An 18,209-nucleotide genomic window follows, 5' to 3' on the forward strand; every position below is an offset into this window, starting at 1 on the left:
TCACCGCAAACCATCGCCGGGAACGTGCAGCTCAAGCCGGTGGTGCGTGGAGGTCAGCAGAGCAAAGGACAATCCTGGTTGGTGCCCAGCCGACGATGAGGATTACCGATAGTAACCTAGGCCGACGGCCACAATGAGTAGTGACGACGTCGAGAGGCGCCGGCCGGCCGACCGGGGCTGAGGCGCCGCCGGGGTGCCGGAACGGCGTCGGCGGGTGCGGGGTTGGCCTCGGCGGCATCCCACCGGCTCGGAGCCGTCCCGTCCGCCCCGGGACGGCTCCGAGCCGTCCCGTCAGGCCCGGGTCACCACCGCGAACCCGTACCCAGGCAGGGTGACCCGGATGCTCGGCCCGCCGGCGTGGCGGACCCGGCCGGCGGCCCGGCCGTACCGGTCGAAGACCTCGACCCGCGCCGAGCCGCGACCCGGCAACGCGACCGTGACCGACCGCTCGGCCGCGGTCCCGTTGTGCAGCAGCGCCGCGCCGGTGCCCGCGCCACCGAGCACCAGCCGGGCCACCACGGCCCGGACCAGCAGCGCGTCGATCCGGAGCGGATCCCCGCCGACCCCCTCGGCCCGGACCGTCAGGGTGGCGCCGGCCGGGACCGGGCCGGACAGCGGCACCGGCAGCAGCGCGCCGGGCACGGGGGTGACGCCGGGCGCCCCGGCGGTGCCGTGGTCGATCCGGCCAGCGGATCCGCCGTGGCCCGCCGAGCCGGCCCGCCAGACCGTCCGCCCGGCGTGCCGGTCGGGGACCAGGTCGACCACCGGGGAGACCAGCAGCGGCTGACCCGGGTCGGGCAGCGACCAGCTGGCGCCGCCGCCGTCGCCGAGCGCCAGGTACGCGCCACCGCTGTACTGCGACTCGCCCGTCCAGGCCGAATCGGGCCGCACCACCTCGGCCGGGCCGGTCGGGGCGCCCGCCTCGGCCTCGATCACCCGGAGCCCCTCGCGGTCGGCCACGGCGGTCAACCGGGTGGCGACGGCGGCCACCGCCGGCGTGGCGTCCAGGGCCAGCATCGAGAGCAGCCCGTGGATGGTGGACTCGGCGCCGGAGTTGCGGTTGACGGTGCCGTCCCCGGCGAGCCCGTCGAAGGTGCGCCCGGTCGCCGGGTCGTACATCGGCGTGCCGGCGGTGGGGTTGGGGCCGTGCTCGCCTCCGCCCAACCCCGGCTCCGGCTGTGCCCGGCCGTGATTGCCGCCGAAATACCAGGCGGCGGTGAGTGCGGCCAGGCGGGTCAACCCGGCGTGTCCGGTGGCGTCGGCCACGGCGAGCAGCGACCGCAGCCGGGCGTCCACCCCGTACGCGATCTGGGTGCGGTCCACCGGCGTGGGCAGCCAGCCGTTGTCGCAGCCGGAGGTGGTGAGCAGCTCCGGGGTGAGACCGGCGGTGTCCGACACGGCCGGGCCGAGCAGGCCCGGGCGGTGCAGCGCGGTCGCGGCCGCGGCGAGCGCCGTGGGCATCTGGGCGCCCCAGGCGTGCCAGATGGACCGGGAGGTCACCGTCGGCAGGACCGCGCCGTACGGCCACCGGTCCGGTTCGCCGGCGGCCATCGCGGCCACCCCCTCGGCGAGCTGTGCGAGCGCGGTCCGGGCGGCCGCGGGCGCGCCACTGCGGACGTACGCGGCCAGCCCGAGGATCGCCTCGCCGGTGGCGTCGGCGCCGCCCACGATCAGCCATCCGGGCACCCGGTGGCCGTCCGCGACATCCCACTGGCCGTACCGGTTCAGCACCTCGCGCCGGACGGCGGCGATCGCCAGGTCCAGCCGCTCGCGCAGGAAGCCCGCGAAGTCCGGGTCGTCCCGGCGGAACGCGGCCTGCCCCTCGCCGAGCGCCCAGATGGCCCGGGCCAGCCAGAACGAGGGCCCCGAGTCGGACGGGTCGGGCTGCTCGACGGGGTCCGCGCTCGGGTTCAGCGTGCCGTCGTACTGCATCCACAGCACCACGTTCCCGGCGTGCGGGCCGGTGGTGGTCTGCAGGAACGCCAGCCCGCGCAGCAGTTGGCGGGCCGACCGCCGGCTGGTGGCCGCGCCGGTCTGCTGCCAGTGTCGCAGGTAGACGACGGCGGCCCGGGCGATGTCGTCGGCGTTGTACGCGCCCTGCCCGTAGTAGCCGGTGGCCGGGTCGTACGTGCCGCCGCCGACCCGCCGGTAGCTTCCGTCCGGCTGGCGGTCCGCGTACGTCCACAGCACCCCGACCTCGGGCTCGGCGGCCAGCCGGTAGGTGTCGTGACCGGGCACCCGGGCCGGCCTGACGCCCGCGCCCAGGAAGTCCAGGTGGGCCAGGTTGGTCAGCGGCCTACGGCGCCGGGAGGCGGTGGCCGGGTTGGCGGCGGGAGCCGGGTCGGCGGTGGCGCCGGCGGCGAGGGCCGTGCCCGGCAGGGCGGCGCTCGCCAGGGTGACGGCCGGCAGCGCCGCGCCGCCGGCCAGCAGGGTCCTACGACGTACGCTCATGCTTGTCCCTCCGAGACGCGGTCCAGCCGGGCCACGCCGATCCGGGCGTCGGCCATGCCATAGAAGACGTAGCGCTGGCCGGCGATCTCCTCGATGGCGGTGGGGAAGACGACGTTGTCCACCACGCCGCTGGTCTCCTCGCCGGTCTCCGGCCGCAGCAGCGGCTCCGGGGTGCGGGCCAGCACCCGGGTGACATCCTCGGGGTCGAGCAGCATGGCCCCGGCCGTGTAGCTGACCCGCTGCGCCCGCGGATCCCAGCCGCCGGTCGGGATGTGGCCGCGGACGCCGTGGTGCAGCAGCAGCCATCCCTCCGGCACCCGGACCGGCGGCGGGCCCGCGCCGATCTTCAGCTCCTCGAACTCGTACGCGGGCAGCGCCACCTGCGCGTGCCCGCGCAGCTCGACCAGCGCTGTGATGTCCCGCTCCACCTCGGCCAGCGGCACGAACGAGACCCAGATGCCGGCGCGCTCGTCGGTGACCCCGGCGGGCAGGTGGCTGCCCTCGCCGGGCCGGATCCAGCCGAGGTCCCACATCGGCCGGTGCAGCATCGCGATGGCCGGCTCGCCGTCCGGTCCGGGCACCGGCTCGGGGAAGAACACCGCGTCCTTGTTGGGGTACAGGTTCAGGTCGGTGTCCAGGTCCGGTTGGTAGCGGAAGTGTGCCGGGCCGAGCCGGCGCCAGCGTTCGAGGTCGGTGGAGACGGCCAGCGCCAGCCGCGGGCCGAGCGGCCCGTACGCCACGTACGTCATCACGTGCAGGCCCAGGCGCGGGATCCAGGTGGTGCGCGGGTCCTCCACCCCGGCGTTGGCCTTGCCGCGCTCCCAGCCCTCGTCGGGGGCGAGCACGACGCCCCGGCGGCGCACCCCGACCGGCACGTCCGCCTCGGTGAGCACCTCGGCCAGCCCGACCCGGGACACGTTGCCGTCGGACACCAGCCGGGGCAGCAGATAGAGCCGGCCGTCCGGCCCCCGGCCGCTGGCCGGGTTGAGCACGCCCTCTGCCTCCAGCGGCTCGTCCGGGTCGGGGCGCATCACCACCCCGACCCGGGTGAGCCGGTAGGGCACTGCCTGAATGGTCGGAGAGGTCACCATCAACCCTTCACACCCGATCCGATGTCGGTGTTCACGAAATAGCGTTGGAACAGCACGAACAGCACCACCGCGGGGCTGGCCAGCACGCACGCCCCGGCCAGGATCGAGCCGAACGGGTTGTCCGCCCGGGCCGCCACGGTGGTCATGTAGTTGGACAGGGACACCGCGAGCGGCTGCATGTCCGCCTGCTTGGTGACCAGGAACGGCCAGAGGAACTCGTTCCACGGCCCGATGAACGTCATCAGCACCGCCGTCACCAGGGCCGGCCGGACCAGCGGCAGCGCCACCCGCCAGAGCACGGCCAGCTCGCCGGCGCCGTCGATCCGGGCCGCCTCGAACAGCTCCCGGGGGAGTTGCCGGAAGTACTGCCGGAACACGAAGACCGCCGTGGAGTTGATGGCGAACGGCAGGATCATCCCGAGGTAGGTGTCGGCCAGCCCGTAGTCGCGGACGATCAGCACGTACAGCGGGACGGTGAGCAGCTGGAACGGGATCACCTGGACCAGCAGCACCAGGCCGAACACCGCGCCCCGGCCGCGGAACTCCAGCAGCGCCAGCGCGTAGCCGGCGAGCACCCCGAAGACCACGGTGCCGGCCAGCACGCCGCCGGTGAAGATGCCGGAGTTCACCAGCGACCGGCCGAGGTGGATGGCCGCGTTGATCTGGCTGTAGTTGTGCGTGGTCAGGTTGCCGGGCCGCGGCACGGCGCCGCCCAGCGTGCTGTCGGCCTTGGACTGCAGGCTGCCGATCAGCATGTAGTAGAAGGGAAAGAGGAACGCCAGCGCGCCCAGCAGCAGCGCGGCGAACCGGAGGACTCCGCCGAGCCCGGGCCGGCGGCCGGCGCCGGTCCGTTGCCCGGCCGGCTCCGTGGCGGTGGCCCGGGCCGGCTTGTCCGCGATCGACACCATGGGGATCAGCTCCGATCCAGGACGCGTCGGCTGAGTAGGGCGATGATCAGCACCCCGATCACCAGCAGCACGCCGATCGCGGACGCCACGTCCGGCTGCCCCTGCTGGATGCCGCGCTGCACCATGAGCAGCACGGGCGAGGTGGAGGCGCCGTCCGGGCCGCCGCCGGCGGTGAGCAGGTACGGCTCGGTGAACAGGTTGGCGCCGGTGACGATGGCCAGGATGGCCACCAGCGTGGTGGCCGGCCGTACCCCCGGAACGGTGACGGACAGGAACTGCCGCCACCGGCTGGCGCCGTCCACCGCGGCCGACTCGTACAGCTCGTTGGGGACGTTCTGCAGGGCGGCCAGGTAGAGCAGGATGAAGTAGCCGAGCTGCTTCCAGGTCACGAACAGCGCGATGGTGGGCATGGCCAGGGCGGAGTTGACCAGCCAGCTCGGGTCCGGGGCGAGCGGGCCGAGCAGGTGGTTGACCAGGCCGCCCGCGTTGAACAGGAACAGCCAGACCCCGACCACCGCGACGCTGGCGGTCACGTACGGCACGTAGTAGCCGACCCGGAAGAACAGCCGCCAGCGGACCGCCCGGTTGAGCGCGGTGGCCAGCACCAACGAGAGCACCACGGTCAGCGGGACGTTGATCACCAGGAACACCAGCACGTTGCGGAAGGCCCGCAGCACGGCCGGGTCGGTGAGCACGGCGCGGTAGTTGTCGAGCCCGACGAACGGGTGGTCGACCGGCACGCCGGGCGCGGTGAAGAAGAAGTCGTGGAAGGACATCCAGACGGCGTAGCCCAGGGGATACGCGAACACCGCGATCAGGAAGATCACGTACGGCGTCACGAACGCCCCGCCGATCGGTTGGCGGCCCAGCAACAGGGCCGCCAACCGACCGCGACGCGGTGACGACGCCACCGAGGCGGTCATCTCGATCGCTGCCTAGGACTTCTTGGCCAGGTCGTCGATCTTCGTGGCCGCGTCGGTGAGGCTGGACCGGGCGTCGGCCTTGCCGAAGATCACGGACTTGCTGTACGCGTCGCGGAACGTCTGCCAGATCTCCACCGAGTTGGCCACGTTCGGCACCTCCACCGTGCGCTGCGCGGCGTCGGCGAAGCTGGCGTACGCCGGGTTCTTGGCGAAGTAGTCCGGGTAGGCGGTCTTCAGGTCGGCGCGCAGCGGCATCTGCCCGGTGCTCTCCAGCAGCTTGCCGTCCTGCTCCTTGCTGGTGGCGAACTTCAGCACCTCCCAGGCCGTACCCCGGTTCTTGCAGGAGGCGTACATGGCCACGTTCTTGGCGTCGGAGAAGGTGTGCACCTGGTCGGCCGGGGTGCCGGTCGGGGTCGGCACCGGGGCCACGCCCCAGTCCACCTTGCCCTTGTACGACGCGATTGCCCACGGGCCGACGATGGCCATCGCGGCCTTGCCCTCGGCGAACGAGTCACCCTGGTAGGTCTCCTTGGAGGCCAGCCCCTGGCTGTAGACCTTCGACCAGAAGTCGGCGACCTGGAAGCCGGCGTCCGAGGCGAACTGCGACTTGCCCTGCTCGACGAGCTGCTTGCCGCCGCTGGCCGCGGCGAACAGCGGGTAGAAGTCGAACCAGGACTGGAAGAACTCGCTGCTCGGCGCCGGCCAGATGGCGAACTGGGCGCCGCCGCGCTGCTTCACCTGGGCGGCGGTGGCGAGGAACTGGTCGTACGTGGCCAGCGGCGGCTTCGCGGTGTCCAGGCCGGCCTTCGCGAAGATCTTCTTGTTGTAGAAGATCTGCACCGGGTTGGACTTCCAGGGCAGCTGGTAGTACTTGCCGTCGGGCGACTTGTACTGCGCGGCCAGCTGGCCGCTGCGCTGCTCGAGGTACGAGGTGGCGTCGCCGAAGGTGTCCAGCGGGACCAGACCGCCCTGCTTCTGGAAGCCCGGCACGGCCGCCGGCGCGGTGTTGAAGATCAGGCACGGCTCGTTGCCGGCGGTGATGGCCGCGCCGATGACCTCCTCGGAGCTCTTGCCGGTCGGGATCTCCTGCGCGGTGATCTTCTGGTCGGCGTGCGCGGCGTTCCACGCCTCGACCATCTGCTTGCCCCAGGCGACCTCGTCCGGGTTGTTCGAGTACCAGATGCTGATCGGGCCGGTGGCCTTGGCCGCGTCGGAGGCCGACGGGCCGTTGTTGCCCCCGCAGCCGGCGGCGGTGGCGGCCAGGGCGGTGGCCAGGAGGAGGGGGATGATGCGGTGTCTCATGACTGCGCTTCCTTCACTGGGGGACGGGGGTGCGGTGGTGCGGGGGAGGTCGGTGGCCGGCCAGGGGGCGCGGTGGAGTCGCGGAGGACCAGCTGGGCGTCGGGCAGCTCCGTCTCCGCCGGCTGCCGCCCGTCGATGAGCGCCAGCAGGGTGTCGGCGGCCAGCTCGCCCCAGCGGAACGGGTCGGCCCGCACGGTGGTGAGCGCGGGATGGACGAAGGCCGCCAGCTCGGTGTCGTCGTACCCGGTGATCGAGAGGTCCTCCGGGATCCGCAGTCCGGCCTGGCGGGCCGCGGTCATCCCGGCGATGGCCATCAGGTCGTTCGCGTAGACGATCGCGGTGGGCGGGTCGGCGCGGTCCAGCAGGCGCCGGGTGGCCGAGGTGCCGCCGGCGGCGGTGAAGTCGGCGATCTCGACCGGCCCGGGCGGCAGGCCGAGCCGGTCCAGCTCCTCGAGGAACGCCACCCGCCGGCGCCGGCCGTGCAGCAGCGCGTCCGGTCCGGCCACGTGGGCGATCCGGGTGTGCCCGAGGCCGGCGAGGTGGCGCACCGCCTCGGTCACGCCCGGGGTGTCGTGCAGGCACAGCGCGGGGAACGGGGCGGGGATGTCGGGCCGGTTGAGGGTGACGGCCGGCAGCCCGAGCTCCTGGACGAGCGCGATCCGCGGGTCGGCGTGCCGCAGGTCGGAGAGGACGAAACCGTCCACCCGGGACTCGGCGGCGAGCCGGCGGTAGCCGGCCACCTCGTCGTCCGGGCTGGTCACCACCTGGAGGACCAGCACCTGGCCCTGGCGGGACAGCGTCGACTCCAGGCCGGCGATGAAGGCCGGGAAGAACGGGTCGGAGCCGAGCAGGGCCGGGTCGCGCGCCACGATGAAGCCCAGCGAGAAGGCCCGGGACACCGACAACGACCGGGCCCGCTGGCTGGGCTGCCAGCCCAGCTCGGCGGCCGCGGCCAGGATCCGGCTGCGGGTCTCGGCGGCCACCCCGGGCCGACCGTTCAGCGCGAACGACACGGCGCCCTTGGACACGCCGACCTGGCGGGCGACGTCGGCGATGGTGGGCCGGCGGCCGGTCATCGCGACCTCATAAACCGGTTTAGCAGCGACACCTAAACCGGTTTACCGGCCCGCCACATCCCTGTCAACAGGGGGAAACAATTCGTCGGCCCCGGCCGCGGAGCCATCGGTCGACATGCCGGACATGGCAGGCGGAAAGCCGCCGCGCCGGACCGGCCGGCGGTGCCCGGGGTGGGGCGACCGCCGGCCGCCGGTCGAGGACCGATCAGGAAACGTTGACGGCCGTGTCGTCGAGGACGAAGGAGGTCTGCAGGGAGACATCCTCGGTGCCCAGGAACCGCACGCTGATCGTCTGGCCCGCGTACGCCGACAGCGAGAAGGACCGCTGCTGGTAGCCGCCGGCCGCGTTCAGGTTCGAGTACGTGGCCAGGGTGGCCAGCACCGAGCCGCCCGAGCCGAGCACCTGGACCTTCAGCGTGTCGTACGCGACGCTCGAGGTGGTTTCCGCGGTGTCGATGTGCAGCCAGAAGCGCAGGGTGTACGACGAGCAGCCGTTGGGCAGCCTGACCTGCTGCTGGAGGTATTCGCTGCTGCTGTAGCCGTAGCCGTTCAGCCAGCCGAACCGGGTGCCGGAGTGTGCCGTCTGGCCGGCGTACGAGCCGATGTCGCCGGTGGTGCCGGTCCACGGCGAGGTGCCGGACTCGAAGCCGGGGTTGCCCAGCTGCTGGCCCGGGCTGGCGCAGGCGCCGCCGGTCGAGCCGCACGGCGCGTCGCTGCCGGCCACGTTCACCGCGGTCCACGCGGCCTGCACGGCCCGGTACTCGGTGCCGCAGCTTCCGTACAGGTCGGCGGCCGCCCGTAGGCTGTAGGCCCGCGCGGTGTTGGCCGGGTTGCCGGCGTCGACGTACGACGTGGTGGAGGTGAAGTACGCGTCGAGCGCCCGGAACCAGATCTTCTCGGCCTTGACCCGGCCGATGCCGGTGACGGCCGGCGCCGACCCGCAGACCGGCGAGGTGCCGTACGCCGTGGCGCCGGTGCCCTCGGCCAGGTCGAAGAAGAAGTGGTTGCCGACGCCGGAGGAGTAGTGCACGTCGTGGTACCTGGTGCTGGGGGACCAGCACGAGTCGGACGCGCCGTCCAGGGACGGGTTGTACATGTACCGCAGCGGGCTTCCGTTGCCATTGATGTCGATCTTCTCGCCGATGGTGTAGTCACCCGGGTCGGCCGGGGCGTTGGCGTAGAACTCGACCATGGTGCCGAAGATGTCGCTGGTGGCCTCGTTCAGGCCGCCTGCCTCGCCCGAGTAGCTCAGGCCACCGGGCACCACGTTGTCGGTCACGCCGTGGCTCATCTCATGGCCGGCCACGTCCAGCTCGACCAGCGGCTTGGCGTTCCCCATGCCGTCGCCGTACGTCATCTGGGAGCCGTCCCAGAAGGCGTTCACGTAGTTGTCGCCGTAGTGCACCCGGCTGGGCACCCCGGCGCCGTTGCCGAAGATGCCGGCCCGGCCGTGCACGTTCTTGAAGTAGTCGAACGTCTTGGCCGCGCCGAAGTACGCGTCCACCCCGGCCGACTGTCGGCTGGAGTTGCTGCCGTTGCCCCAGACGTTGTCGGCGTCGGTGAACGTGGCGCAGCTCGACGTGCCGTTGTTGAGATCGCAGGTGTAGCCGTTGCCGTGCGACGGGTCCACCATCGCGTAGCCGGCGCCGTTCCGGGTGGTGTCGATGCGCACCGTGCCGGTGAAGATCCCGGTCCCGGTGCCGGCGACCGTCTCGATCTCGTCGTGCGCTCCGATGAACGCCCCGGTGCGGGCGTCGCTGATCACGTGCAGCCGGGACGGCGTCTGGCCGTCCTTCGCCCAGCCCGTGGCCACCGTTTCCCAGGCCAGCCGGCCCCGACCCGAGGAGGCGTCGACGAAGAGCCGGGGCGCGCCGACCGAGGTGAGCCGGCCGGCGAAGTGCGTCCGCGCGGTCCGCCGGGCCGCGGCCGCGCCGACCCGGGCCGTGGTGCTCAGCCTCAGCGGGGCGGCCAGGCCGGACGAGACCCCCGCGTAGTCGCCGGCGGGGGTGGTGTGCACGACGAAGTCGCCCCCGTACACGCGGAGGCCGTGGTAGGTCCGCGTGTACCGGACGTGCGCCGCGCCCGTCGGGTCGATCTCGGCGTGGTACACCTGGTACGACTCGGCTGCGGTGCCCCGGACCGCGCCGCGGTTGCCGGCCAGCAGGGTGGCGGCCAGCCGGGTGGCGGCCCGGGCGACGGCGGACGGGGCGGGTGGGGGTGTGGTGGGGGCCGCTGAGGCGGCGGGGGTGACGCCGGCCAGGACACCGCTCGTGAGCACGAGGGCGCTGGCGACGGCGAGGGATCTGTGCACGTGCCCTCCCGGCATTTTCCGCGGCCGATGGAACCGCCGGCCGCCCGCCGGCGTCCCACGGGGTATGAAGAGAACGAGCGCGCTCGGCGTCCTGTCACTGCTGCCGGTGCTGCTGTCGGGTTGTGGACCGAGCGGGGCCGACCGGTCCACCGAGCCGCCGGTCGCCGTCTCGCCCGCGTCTCCCACCGTGGTGGCGCAGCCGACGGGCCAGATCGCCCCGTCGGCCTCGCCGATCACGGCCCGCCCGGCCGATCCGCCCCCGACCCGGGCCCGGCCGAACCCGTCGGCCAAGGCCATCCCGGTGACGATCACCCGCAGCGGCGGCTTCGCCGGGCGTACCGAGACCATCTCGGTACGCGCCGACGGCAGCTGGACGAGGGACGGCTCGGGGTCCCGCCCGTCCGGCCGGTTGACCGCCGCGCAGCGGACCTCGCTGCTGACGCTGCTGAACGACCCGCGGCTGGCGGCCGAGTCCGGCGTGCACGACCGGCAGGGCTGCGCCGACGCGTACCAGTGGACGGTGGCCGCCGGCGCGACGCGGATCGTCTATTCCGACTGCCTGCCCGGGGCCGACCGGCCGCCCCTGGCGGCCAAGGTCGTCGACCTGGTCGGCGCCGCCACCGGCTGACCCGCGAAGGAAGGGCCCCTTGTTATCGCATTCGGTATAGGAAGGGCCCCCTGTTAACGCCCGGCGGCGCCGGGCCGCGCCGGGCCGCGCCCAGCGGCGCCCAGCGGCGCTCGGCGGCGCTCGGCGGCGCTCGGCGGCGCTCGGCGGCGCCCGGCCGCGGATCTAGCCGCCGGGCGCGGTCGGGGTCAGCATCGCGTGCAGCAGCGTGCGCACCGCGTCGGTGAGGTCGGCCCGGCTCTCCGCGCTACCCGGTGGCGGCGCGGAGAGCGAGCCGGATCCGACGAGGCGGTCGAAGAGCAGCCCGTCCACGAAGGCCACCAACTGGGCGCCGCGGCGGTCCGGATCCGGTGCCCCGGCCCGGGCCAGGAGTTCCCGGGCCTCCGTCCGGAGGCGGATGCCGAACGACAGGACGGGCCGCAGCTCCGGGGCATAGCTGGCCTCCAGCAGGCAGGCGTACCGGGCCAGGGTCCGGTCCCGCCCGACGCTGAGCCAATGGTCCAGCACGGCGCCGGTGGCGTGGGCCAGCGCGTCCAGGTCTGCGGGGCCGAGCGGGGTGGTCGGACGCGCCAGCTCACCCGTCGGGAGCTGGCGTTCGGCGAGGTCGGCCAGGTCCAGCTCGACCAGCCGGCGGATCACCGCCTCGAGCAACGCCCGGCGGGTGCGCAGGTACGCCGAGGTGGTGCCGAGCGGCAGCCCGGCGCGGGCGTCGACGGCCCGATGGGTGAGCCCCCTTGCCCCGTGCTCGGCCAGCAGCGCGATGGCGGCGTCGGCCAGCAGGGCCACCCGTTCGGATCGTCCAGCCATGCGGGTCCTTCCGGTGATTCTTCTACGGCTGTAGTATGACTTCTACAGCTGTAGAAACGGGGGAGATCGTGTCCGGATCCGCGGTGGTGGTCGGCGGTGGCATCGGTGGGCTCAGCGCGGCCCTGGCGCTGCGCCGGGCCGGCTGGGACGTCCAGGTCTTCGAGCGGGCGCCGGAGCTGCGCGAGGTGGGCGCCGGGCTCAGCCTGCTGGCCAACGGCCTGCGCGGGCTGGCCGCGCTCGGGCTCGGGGACGCGGTGCGGGGCGGCGGGCAGCGGACCGCGCCCGCGGGGCTGCGCCGGCCGGACGGTCGCTGGCTGTCCCGGGTGGACGGCGGCGACCTGGACCGCGCGCTCGGCACCACGGCCGTGGGCCTGCACCGGGCAACCCTGCACGGCATCCTCCGCGGCGCGCTGCCGGCCTCGGCGCTGCGGACCGGCGTCACCGTGCTGGACGTGGACCCGGCGGGCCGGGTGGACCACTCCTCGGGCGGGACCACCGGCAGCACGCGGGCCGATCTGATCGTCGCCGCCGACGGCATCCGCAGCGTGGTCCGGTCCCGGCTGTGGCCGGCCACCGTTCCGCGCTACTCCGGCTCGACCACCTGGCGCGCGGTGATCCCCTGGCCGGATCCGCTGCCGGTGGCCGTGACCTGGGGTCCGGGCACCGAGTTCGGCACGGTGCCGATCGGCGCCGACCAGATGTACTGGTACGGCGCCTTCAACGCGCCCGCGGGGGAGCGTGCCGAGGACGAGCTCGCGGCCGCCCGGGCCCGGTTCGGCGGCTGGCATGACCCGATCCCGGCGCTGCTGGCCGCCACGCCGCCGGCGGCGGTGCTCCGGGACGACCTCTACTATCTCGATCCGCCGCTGCCCACCTACGTGCGCGATCGGGTGGTGCTGCTCGGCGACGCGGCGCACGCCATGACCCCGCATTTGGGCCAGGGCGCCAACCAGGCCATCGAGGATGCCGTCGTGCTCGGGGCCGCGCTGTCCCGCGAGGCCGACGTGCCGACCGCGCTCATCGGGTACGACCGGCAGCGGCGCCCGCGTACCCAGGAGGTGGTGGCGGCGTCGCTGCGGGCGGCGCGGGTCGGGCAGCAACTGGCGAACCCGGCCGGCGTGGCCCTGCGGAACGCGCTGATCCGGCTCACCCCCGCCACGGTGGCGCTGCGGTCCATGGCCCGGTACGCCGACTGGCGGCCGCCGGCCTGAGGAGCCGCCGGCCGAAAAACGTCACCCGGTTCTCGTACGGTCATCGGGTTCGACTGCCGACCGAGGGGGCCGCCGCATGACCTATCCGCCGCCGCGTTACCAGGGCAACCTGGGCGAGCAGACCGCCACCTACCGACCGGCCGGGACGCCGCCGGAGCTGGTCTATCCCACCGGCAACACCGCGCACTACCTGGCGACCGGGGCCAGCACCAACGGCCAGTTCGGGCTTTACCGCTGGGAGATGGGCCCGGAGCCGAGCGGACCGGCCCCGCACTTCCACCGGTCGATCTCGGAGTCGTTCTTCATCCTGGCCGGCTCCGTCCGGATCTACGACGGCAGCCGGTGGATCGACACCCGGCCGGGCGACTTCGTGCACGTGCCGGAGGGCGGGGCGCATGCCTTCCGCAACGAGTCGGGCGAGCCGGCCAGCATGCTGCTGCACTTCGCCCCGGGGGCGCCCCGGGAGGGTTACTTCGAGGGGTTGATCGGGCTGGCGGACCGGACCGAGGAGGAGCGCACGGAGTTCTTCCTCAAGCACGACACGTTCTGGCTCTAGGCTTCGGCCCGCTGGGCTCTAGGCTTCGGCCCGCGACCGGTCGCCCATCGCCGGCTCCGGTCGGCCAAAGAGCCGCAGGAAGCGTGCCACCAGCTCGCGGTCGCCCTCGATCGCCAGGTCGCCGGCGCCCTCGGCCGCGGCCGACGACCGACCGCCGAAGACGATCGCGCGCAGCGTGGACGGCTCTGCGCTGACCGTGGCGTCCGCGCGACCCTCCGCGCGGTCGAGGTGCAGCGCCGCATCCCGGATCTCGGCCAGGAACCGGTCGGGTCCGAGTCGCAGTTGGACGGTTCCGTGCAGGTCATCGGCCTGCGCCGGATCAAAGGTCGTTCGCAGCGCCAGCGCCAGCGCGTCGACGCTGAGGTCGGCGGCCGACCGGAGCGGTAACCCGGCGCCCCAACCCGCGAGCTGGCGCAGCGCGGGTTCCAGCGCGTGCCCATGCTCGGTCAGCTCGTATCCCCAGCTGCTGGCCGGCGGTCCCAACCTCCGGCGACGGACCACTCCGGCTTCGGTCAGCTCGCGCAGCCGCTGAGCGAGCACGTTCTGGCTGGCGGTGGGGAGGCCGCGGTGCAGGTCGGTGAAGCGCTTGGGCCCGAAGATCAGCTCGCGGACCACCAACAGCGCCCAGCGCTCGCCCACCACGTCAAGCGCGCGGGCCAGGCCGCACGGGTCGTCGTACTGCCGTCGGCCTGCCATGACCGGAGAGTACCGGTCGCTCCCGTACCGCAACCAGCTGGTCCTATGTTAGGTTCCCGTCACTCCTAATTTAGGACTGACCCGGAGGTCATCGTGGCGACGTTCGTACTCATTCCTGGGGCCGGTGGGGCCGCCTGGTACTGGCACCGGCTGGTGCCGGAGCTGGCGGATCGCGGGCACGACGCGGTGCCGGTGGAGCTGCCGGCCGGCGACGACTCGGCCGGCCTGGACGAGTACGTGGACACGGTCCTGCGTGCCGTGGGGGACCGGACCGACCTGGTGGTCGTCGGCCAGTCGATGGGCGGGCTCACCGCGCCACTGATCTGCGAGCACCGGCCCGTACGGTTGCTCGTCCTGCTCAATGCCATGGTCCCGCGGCCCGGAGAGCCGGGCGGTCAGTGGTGGGAGAACACCGGCCAGGAACGGGCGCTACGCGAATCGGCGGAGGCGGCCGGTCGCCCCGTCGACTTCGACCCGCTGGTCTACTTCTTCCATGACGTCCCGCCGGAGGTGACGGCCGAGGCGATGCGGTACGAGCCACCGCAGTCGGGCACCCCGTTCCAGAAGCCCTGGCCCCTGGTCGCCTGGCCGGACGTGCCGACGCGGATCCTGGTGGGCCGCGACGACCGGTTCTTCCCGGCCGACTTCCAGCGCCGGGTGGCCCGGGAGCGGCTGGGCATCGAACCCGAGGAACTGCCCGGCGGCCATCTGGCCGCGCTCAGCCACCCGCGCGAGCTGGCCGACCGGCTGGTGAGCTTCCTGACCTGACGCCGACCAGCCGCATGGGCGGTGCTCGATCTCCATTACCGGGCGGTAGCCGAGTGGCCGGCGGCCGGATAGCGTCGGGGAGCGGACCCGGGCGGGTCCGGCGAAGGGGGCGTGGCGTGGCGTCGGAGCATGTGGACGTGGTCATCGTGGGTGCCGGCCTCTCCGGCGTCGGCGCCGCCTGCCACCTGCGGATCGCCTGCCCGGACCGGACCGTGGCCGTGCTGGAGTGGCGCGGCGCCATCGGCGGCACCTGGGATCTGTTCCGCTATCCGGGCGTGCGTTCCGATTCCGACATGTTCACCCTCGGCTATTCGTTCCGGCCGTGGCGGGATCCGAAGGCGATCGCCGACGGCGCCTCGATCCGGGAGTACGTCCGGGACACCGCTCGGGAGTATGGCGTGGACCGGCTGATCCGGTTTCACCACCGGATCGTGGCGGCGAGCTGGTCCAGCGAGACCGCCCGGTGGACCGTCACGGCGGAGCGCGCCGACACGGCCGAGACCATCGAGCTGACCTGCTCGTTCCTGTTCAACTGCGCGGGCTACTACCGCTACGACGCCGGCTACACGCCTGAGCTGCCAGGCCTCGCGGAGTATCGCGGCCGGGTGGTGCATCCACAGCACTGGCCCGCGGAGCTGGACCACGCCGGGCAGCGGGTGGTGGTGGTCGGCAGTGGCGCCACGGCGGTCACCCTGGTCCCCGCGCTGGCCGACACGGCCGCGCACGTGACGATGTTGCAGCGCTCCCCGACGTACGTGGTGGCGCTGCCGTCCCGCGACCGGCTGGCCGAGACGCTGCGGCGCCGGCTCCCGCCGGGACTCGCGTACGGCATCGTGCGGTGGAAGAACATCCTGCGGTACACGGCCAACTTCCAGCTCAGCCGGCGAGCGCCGGGCCTGGTCAAGACGCTGCTGCGCCGGGCCGCCCGCAGCCAGCTCCCGCCCGGGTACGCCGTGGACACCCACTTCGCGCCCCGGTACAACCCCTGGGACCAGCGGCTCTGCGTGGTGCCGGACGGCGATCTGTTCGCCGCCATCCGGTCCGGCCGGGCCGACGTGGTCACCGACACCATCGTCTCGTTCACCGAGCGGGGCGTCCGGCTGGCCTCCGGAGCGGAGCTGCCGGCCGACCTCGTGGTCACCGCCACCGGCCTGAACGTGCAGGCGCTGGGCGGCATGACGCTCACCGTCGACGGCGTGCCGGTCCGGCTGGGCGAGACGGTGGCGTACAAGGGCATGATGCTGTCCGGCGTGCCAAACTTCGCCCTGACCATCGGCTACACCAACGCCTCCTGGACGCTCAAGGCCGACCTGGTGGCCCGGTACGTCTGCCGGCTGCTCACCGAGCTGGCCGAGCGGGACGAGCAGATCGTCACCCCGATCGCGCCGGACACCGACGAGCTGGATCCGATCATCGACCTCAAGGCCGGGTACGTGCTGCGCAGCGTCGACCAGCTGCCCAAGCAGGGCCCGGCCGCGCCCTGGCGGCTGCACCAGAACTATCCCCGGGATCTGCTGATGATGCGGCACCGCCCGGTCCGGGACGCCGGCGTCCGCTTCGACCGGGCGGGCCGACCCGCGGTCATGGTCAGCTGACCGCCGGCGCCGCGCCCGTGGGGGCCGGCGCGGGCTCGGCCAGCGCCGTCGCAAGCCCGGCCGGCGCCATCGCCGGCTCGGCCGATGGTGTCGCAGGCCCAGCCGGCGCGGGACCGGCCGGCATCGGCTCGCTCGGGGTGGGGCTGGCCGTCGCGTGCCGGTGGTGGTGCCCCGCGTACTCCTCCGGGCGCAGCAGCATCGCGCCGGCCATGCACGGCAGCATGAGCACGTGACCGGCCAGCATCAGGGTGCCGCCGTCGATCACGCCGGTCCAGAGCAGCGGGAAGAGCGCGAGGAACGGGACGTACATCGAGGCCGACATCTGCGCGACGCTCACCAGGGTGTGCCGGCGGAACAGCATCCAGGCGGCCATGCCAATGCTCATGGTTGTCGCCATCACCAGGGCGGACAGGTCGTTCCGGTCGAACGTGTCACGCCAGCCGAGCCGGTCGGCCAGCAGTGTCCACAGAGGAGCGAGCAGTAGCATCCCGGCGAACATGGCGATCAGCATCTCGGCGTAGTGCCGGAGGAAAGGGCGGGCGGCGGGCCAGCGGCGGGCGGGCGGTGGGGTCATGTGAACAGCCTCCGGGGGTGAGCCCCACCGATCCCGGGCCATTTGTCATGCCCGGGCCGTGAATCCCGCACGGTGCGGGTACGGGGTAGGGGTATCTGCATCCGTCCACGGCAGCCTAACCTACCCCGGGGGGGTATGGGGTCCCCTTTTTGAATCGGGTGTGTGACGCAGCCCTGTCGCGAGCCCGCCCGAGCACCACCGGCGTACGGCGGCGGGCGTGCCGCCACTCCCCGGCCGGCGCCATCGGAAATCTTGGACGGAAACCGTTGGTGCCTAACGGTTTCCGTCCAAGATCCGCGTCAGCTGGCGCTGCAGGAGACCGTCGGCCAGGTGTAGTTGCCGTTGTGCTGAATGGTCACTCCCCAGTTGTTGCCGCTCCCGTTCGGGCGGGCGGTCAGCACCTGGGCGCTGGGGTAGCTGGCGCTGATGTTCCAGGTGGCGATGATCTTCGCGGGGGACGGGACGTTCATGGTCACGGTCCAGTTGTTGGAGCCGGAGACCGAGACGTTCAGGTTGTACCGGTCGCTCCACTGCTGGCCCGCGGAGAGGCTCGCCGTGCAACCGCCGTTGTTGGGCGGCGGCGTCGAGCCGGTGGGCGGCGGCGGGGTCGGGTTGCCGCCGGAGTCGCCGATGGTGATGTTCGAGTTTCCGCTGCTCTGGTAGCCCTCGGTGGCGAGGATCTGGTACGCGTGGTTGCCCAGGTTCATCCCGTACCGGGCCCAGGCGTCGAAGTGGTTGCCCGTGGTGATCGTGCCGCCGGTCTTCTTGGACTGCCGGACGCTCCAGTACTGGTTGAACGTCTGGTTGCCATCGATGGAGGGGGCGTTGTAGCGGGTGGTCTCATAAATGTCGTAGGTGCCGCCGTCGCTGCTGACCGTGCCCTTGTAGGTGCCGGTGGGCCGGTAGCTGCCCCAGTTGTCGACGATGTAGTACTCGACCAGCGGGTTGCGGGTCCACCCGTACAGCGACAGGTAGGCGTTGCCGGACGGGTTGAAGCTGCCCGAGTAGTTCACCGTCCGGCGACCACCGGTGCTCCAACCCTTGCCGGCGACGAAGTTGTTGACGTTGCTCCAGGAGGTGCTGTATTGCCCTCCGGCGCCCATCGTCATGGAGACGTTGCCGCTGTCCTTCCAGAAGGAGAAGAAGTAGCCGTTGTTGGTGCCGGTCTGGTTTGTCGTGACGGTCGTGTCCGCGCTGGCGGTGCCGGGCAACGCCAGCGCGGCCGCGACCAGGGCCACGGCACAGGCGCCGGCGAGCAGCAGCCGGCGGCGGGCGGCACGACGGGTGCTGGGTTTGTCGTTCATGGCATGCGCGC

Annotated in this window: 16 protein-coding genes; 5 read left to right on the top strand and 11 right to left on the bottom strand. The window is 72.9% G+C overall.

Annotation, left to right across the window (positions count from 1 at the left end; genetic code table 11):
• Positions 1-291: 291 nt before the first annotated feature.
• The 7 genes from ACFFHU_RS15120 to ACFFHU_RS15150 form a co-directional block, all read right to left on the bottom strand.
• Complete coding sequence (locus ACFFHU_RS15120; RefSeq protein ID WP_377339276.1) at positions 292-2,451, bottom strand: hypothetical protein; 2,160 nt, start codon at positions 2,449-2,451, stop codon at positions 292-294.
• Positions 2,448-3,539, bottom strand: coding sequence for a glycoside hydrolase family 130 protein (locus ACFFHU_RS15125; protein WP_377339279.1), 1,092 nt, complete (start codon positions 3,537-3,539; stop codon positions 2,448-2,450). Before ACFFHU_RS15125 ends, ACFFHU_RS15120 begins: the two co-directional genes overlap by 4 nt.
• A gap of 2 nt (positions 3,540-3,541) precedes the next feature.
• The gene (locus tag ACFFHU_RS15130; RefSeq protein ID WP_377339280.1) at positions 3,542-4,450 is read right to left on the bottom strand and encodes a carbohydrate ABC transporter permease; all 909 of its coding nucleotides are present in this window, start codon (positions 4,448-4,450) and stop codon (positions 3,542-3,544) included.
• A gap of 5 nt (positions 4,451-4,455) precedes the next feature.
• Complete coding sequence (locus tag ACFFHU_RS15135; RefSeq protein WP_377339282.1) at positions 4,456-5,373, bottom strand: carbohydrate ABC transporter permease; 918 nt, start codon at positions 5,371-5,373, stop codon at positions 4,456-4,458.
• Between the two features lie 12 nt (positions 5,374-5,385).
• The gene (locus ACFFHU_RS15140) at positions 5,386-6,675 is read right to left on the bottom strand and encodes an extracellular solute-binding protein (protein ID WP_377339285.1); all 1,290 of its coding nucleotides are present in this window, start codon (positions 6,673-6,675) and stop codon (positions 5,386-5,388) included.
• On the bottom strand, positions 6,672-7,751 hold the full coding sequence (locus ACFFHU_RS15145) for a LacI family DNA-binding transcriptional regulator (protein ID WP_377339287.1): 1,080 nt from the start codon (positions 7,749-7,751) through the stop codon (positions 6,672-6,674). The genes ACFFHU_RS15140 and ACFFHU_RS15145 overlap by 4 nt, the downstream gene beginning before the upstream one ends.
• 205 nt (positions 7,752-7,956) lie before the next feature.
• Complete coding sequence (locus tag ACFFHU_RS15150; RefSeq protein WP_377339289.1) at positions 7,957-10,062, bottom strand: M4 family metallopeptidase; 2,106 nt, start codon at positions 10,060-10,062, stop codon at positions 7,957-7,959.
• 64 nt (positions 10,063-10,126) lie between these two features.
• Between ACFFHU_RS15150 and ACFFHU_RS15155 the strand changes: the two genes are divergently transcribed.
• A complete protein-coding gene (locus ACFFHU_RS15155; RefSeq protein ID WP_377339291.1) occupies positions 10,127-10,690 on the top strand; it encodes a hypothetical protein in 564 nt (187 codons plus the stop codon).
• A 162-nt stretch (positions 10,691-10,852) separates the two neighbouring features.
• Here the strand turns inward: ACFFHU_RS15155 and ACFFHU_RS15160 are convergent, their stop codons facing one another.
• Positions 10,853-11,494, bottom strand: a complete 642-nt coding sequence (locus ACFFHU_RS15160) for a TetR/AcrR family transcriptional regulator (RefSeq protein ID WP_377339293.1) — start codon at positions 11,492-11,494, stop codon at positions 10,853-10,855.
• A gap of 68 nt (positions 11,495-11,562) precedes the next feature.
• On the opposite strand from ACFFHU_RS15160, the gene ACFFHU_RS15165 reads away from it, so the two are divergent.
• Both ACFFHU_RS15165 and ACFFHU_RS15170 read left to right on the top strand, forming a co-directional pair.
• Positions 11,563-12,705 carry an FAD-dependent monooxygenase gene (locus tag ACFFHU_RS15165; RefSeq protein WP_377339294.1) on the top strand — a complete coding sequence of 381 codons (1,143 nt, stop codon included), beginning with the start codon at positions 11,563-11,565 and terminating at the stop codon, positions 12,703-12,705.
• 76 nt (positions 12,706-12,781) lie between these two features.
• Complete coding sequence (locus ACFFHU_RS15170; protein WP_377339296.1) at positions 12,782-13,261, top strand: cupin domain-containing protein; 480 nt, start codon at positions 12,782-12,784, stop codon at positions 13,259-13,261.
• Positions 13,262-13,279: 18 nt separating this feature from the next.
• Here the strand turns inward: ACFFHU_RS15170 and ACFFHU_RS15175 are convergent, their stop codons facing one another.
• Positions 13,280-13,957: a winged helix-turn-helix transcriptional regulator gene (locus ACFFHU_RS15175; protein ID WP_377339298.1), complete on the bottom strand. Its 678-nt coding sequence runs from the start codon at positions 13,955-13,957 to the stop codon at positions 13,280-13,282.
• A 93-nt stretch (positions 13,958-14,050) separates the two neighbouring features.
• Between ACFFHU_RS15175 and ACFFHU_RS15180 the strand changes: the two genes are divergently transcribed.
• Together ACFFHU_RS15180 and ACFFHU_RS15185 are read left to right on the top strand one after the other, a co-directional pair.
• Positions 14,051-14,725 (top strand): alpha/beta fold hydrolase, encoded by a 675-nt coding sequence (locus tag ACFFHU_RS15180; RefSeq protein WP_377339300.1) that lies wholly within the window; start codon positions 14,051-14,053, stop codon positions 14,723-14,725.
• A gap of 116 nt (positions 14,726-14,841) precedes the next feature.
• The gene (locus ACFFHU_RS15185) at positions 14,842-16,320 is read left to right on the top strand and encodes a flavin-containing monooxygenase (protein ID WP_377339303.1); all 1,479 of its coding nucleotides are present in this window, start codon (positions 14,842-14,844) and stop codon (positions 16,318-16,320) included.
• Here the strand turns inward: ACFFHU_RS15185 and ACFFHU_RS15190 are convergent.
• Both ACFFHU_RS15190 and xynA read right to left on the bottom strand, forming a co-directional pair.
• Positions 16,313-16,894 carry a hypothetical protein gene (locus ACFFHU_RS15190; protein ID WP_377339304.1) on the bottom strand — a complete coding sequence of 194 codons (582 nt, stop codon included), beginning with the start codon at positions 16,892-16,894 and terminating at the stop codon, positions 16,313-16,315. The two genes, ACFFHU_RS15185 and ACFFHU_RS15190, sit on opposite strands and share 8 nt — an antisense overlap.
• 299 nt (positions 16,895-17,193) lie before the next feature.
• Positions 17,194-18,198, bottom strand: coding sequence for an endo-1,4-beta-xylanase XynA (gene xynA / locus ACFFHU_RS15195; RefSeq protein WP_377339305.1), 1,005 nt, complete (start codon positions 18,196-18,198; stop codon positions 17,194-17,196).
• Positions 18,199-18,209 lie beyond the last annotated feature (11 nt).

Origin of the sequence: Plantactinospora siamensis, assembly GCF_042434095.1 — a bacterium.
Taxonomy (GTDB): Bacteria; Actinomycetota; Actinomycetes; order Mycobacteriales; family Micromonosporaceae; genus KBS50.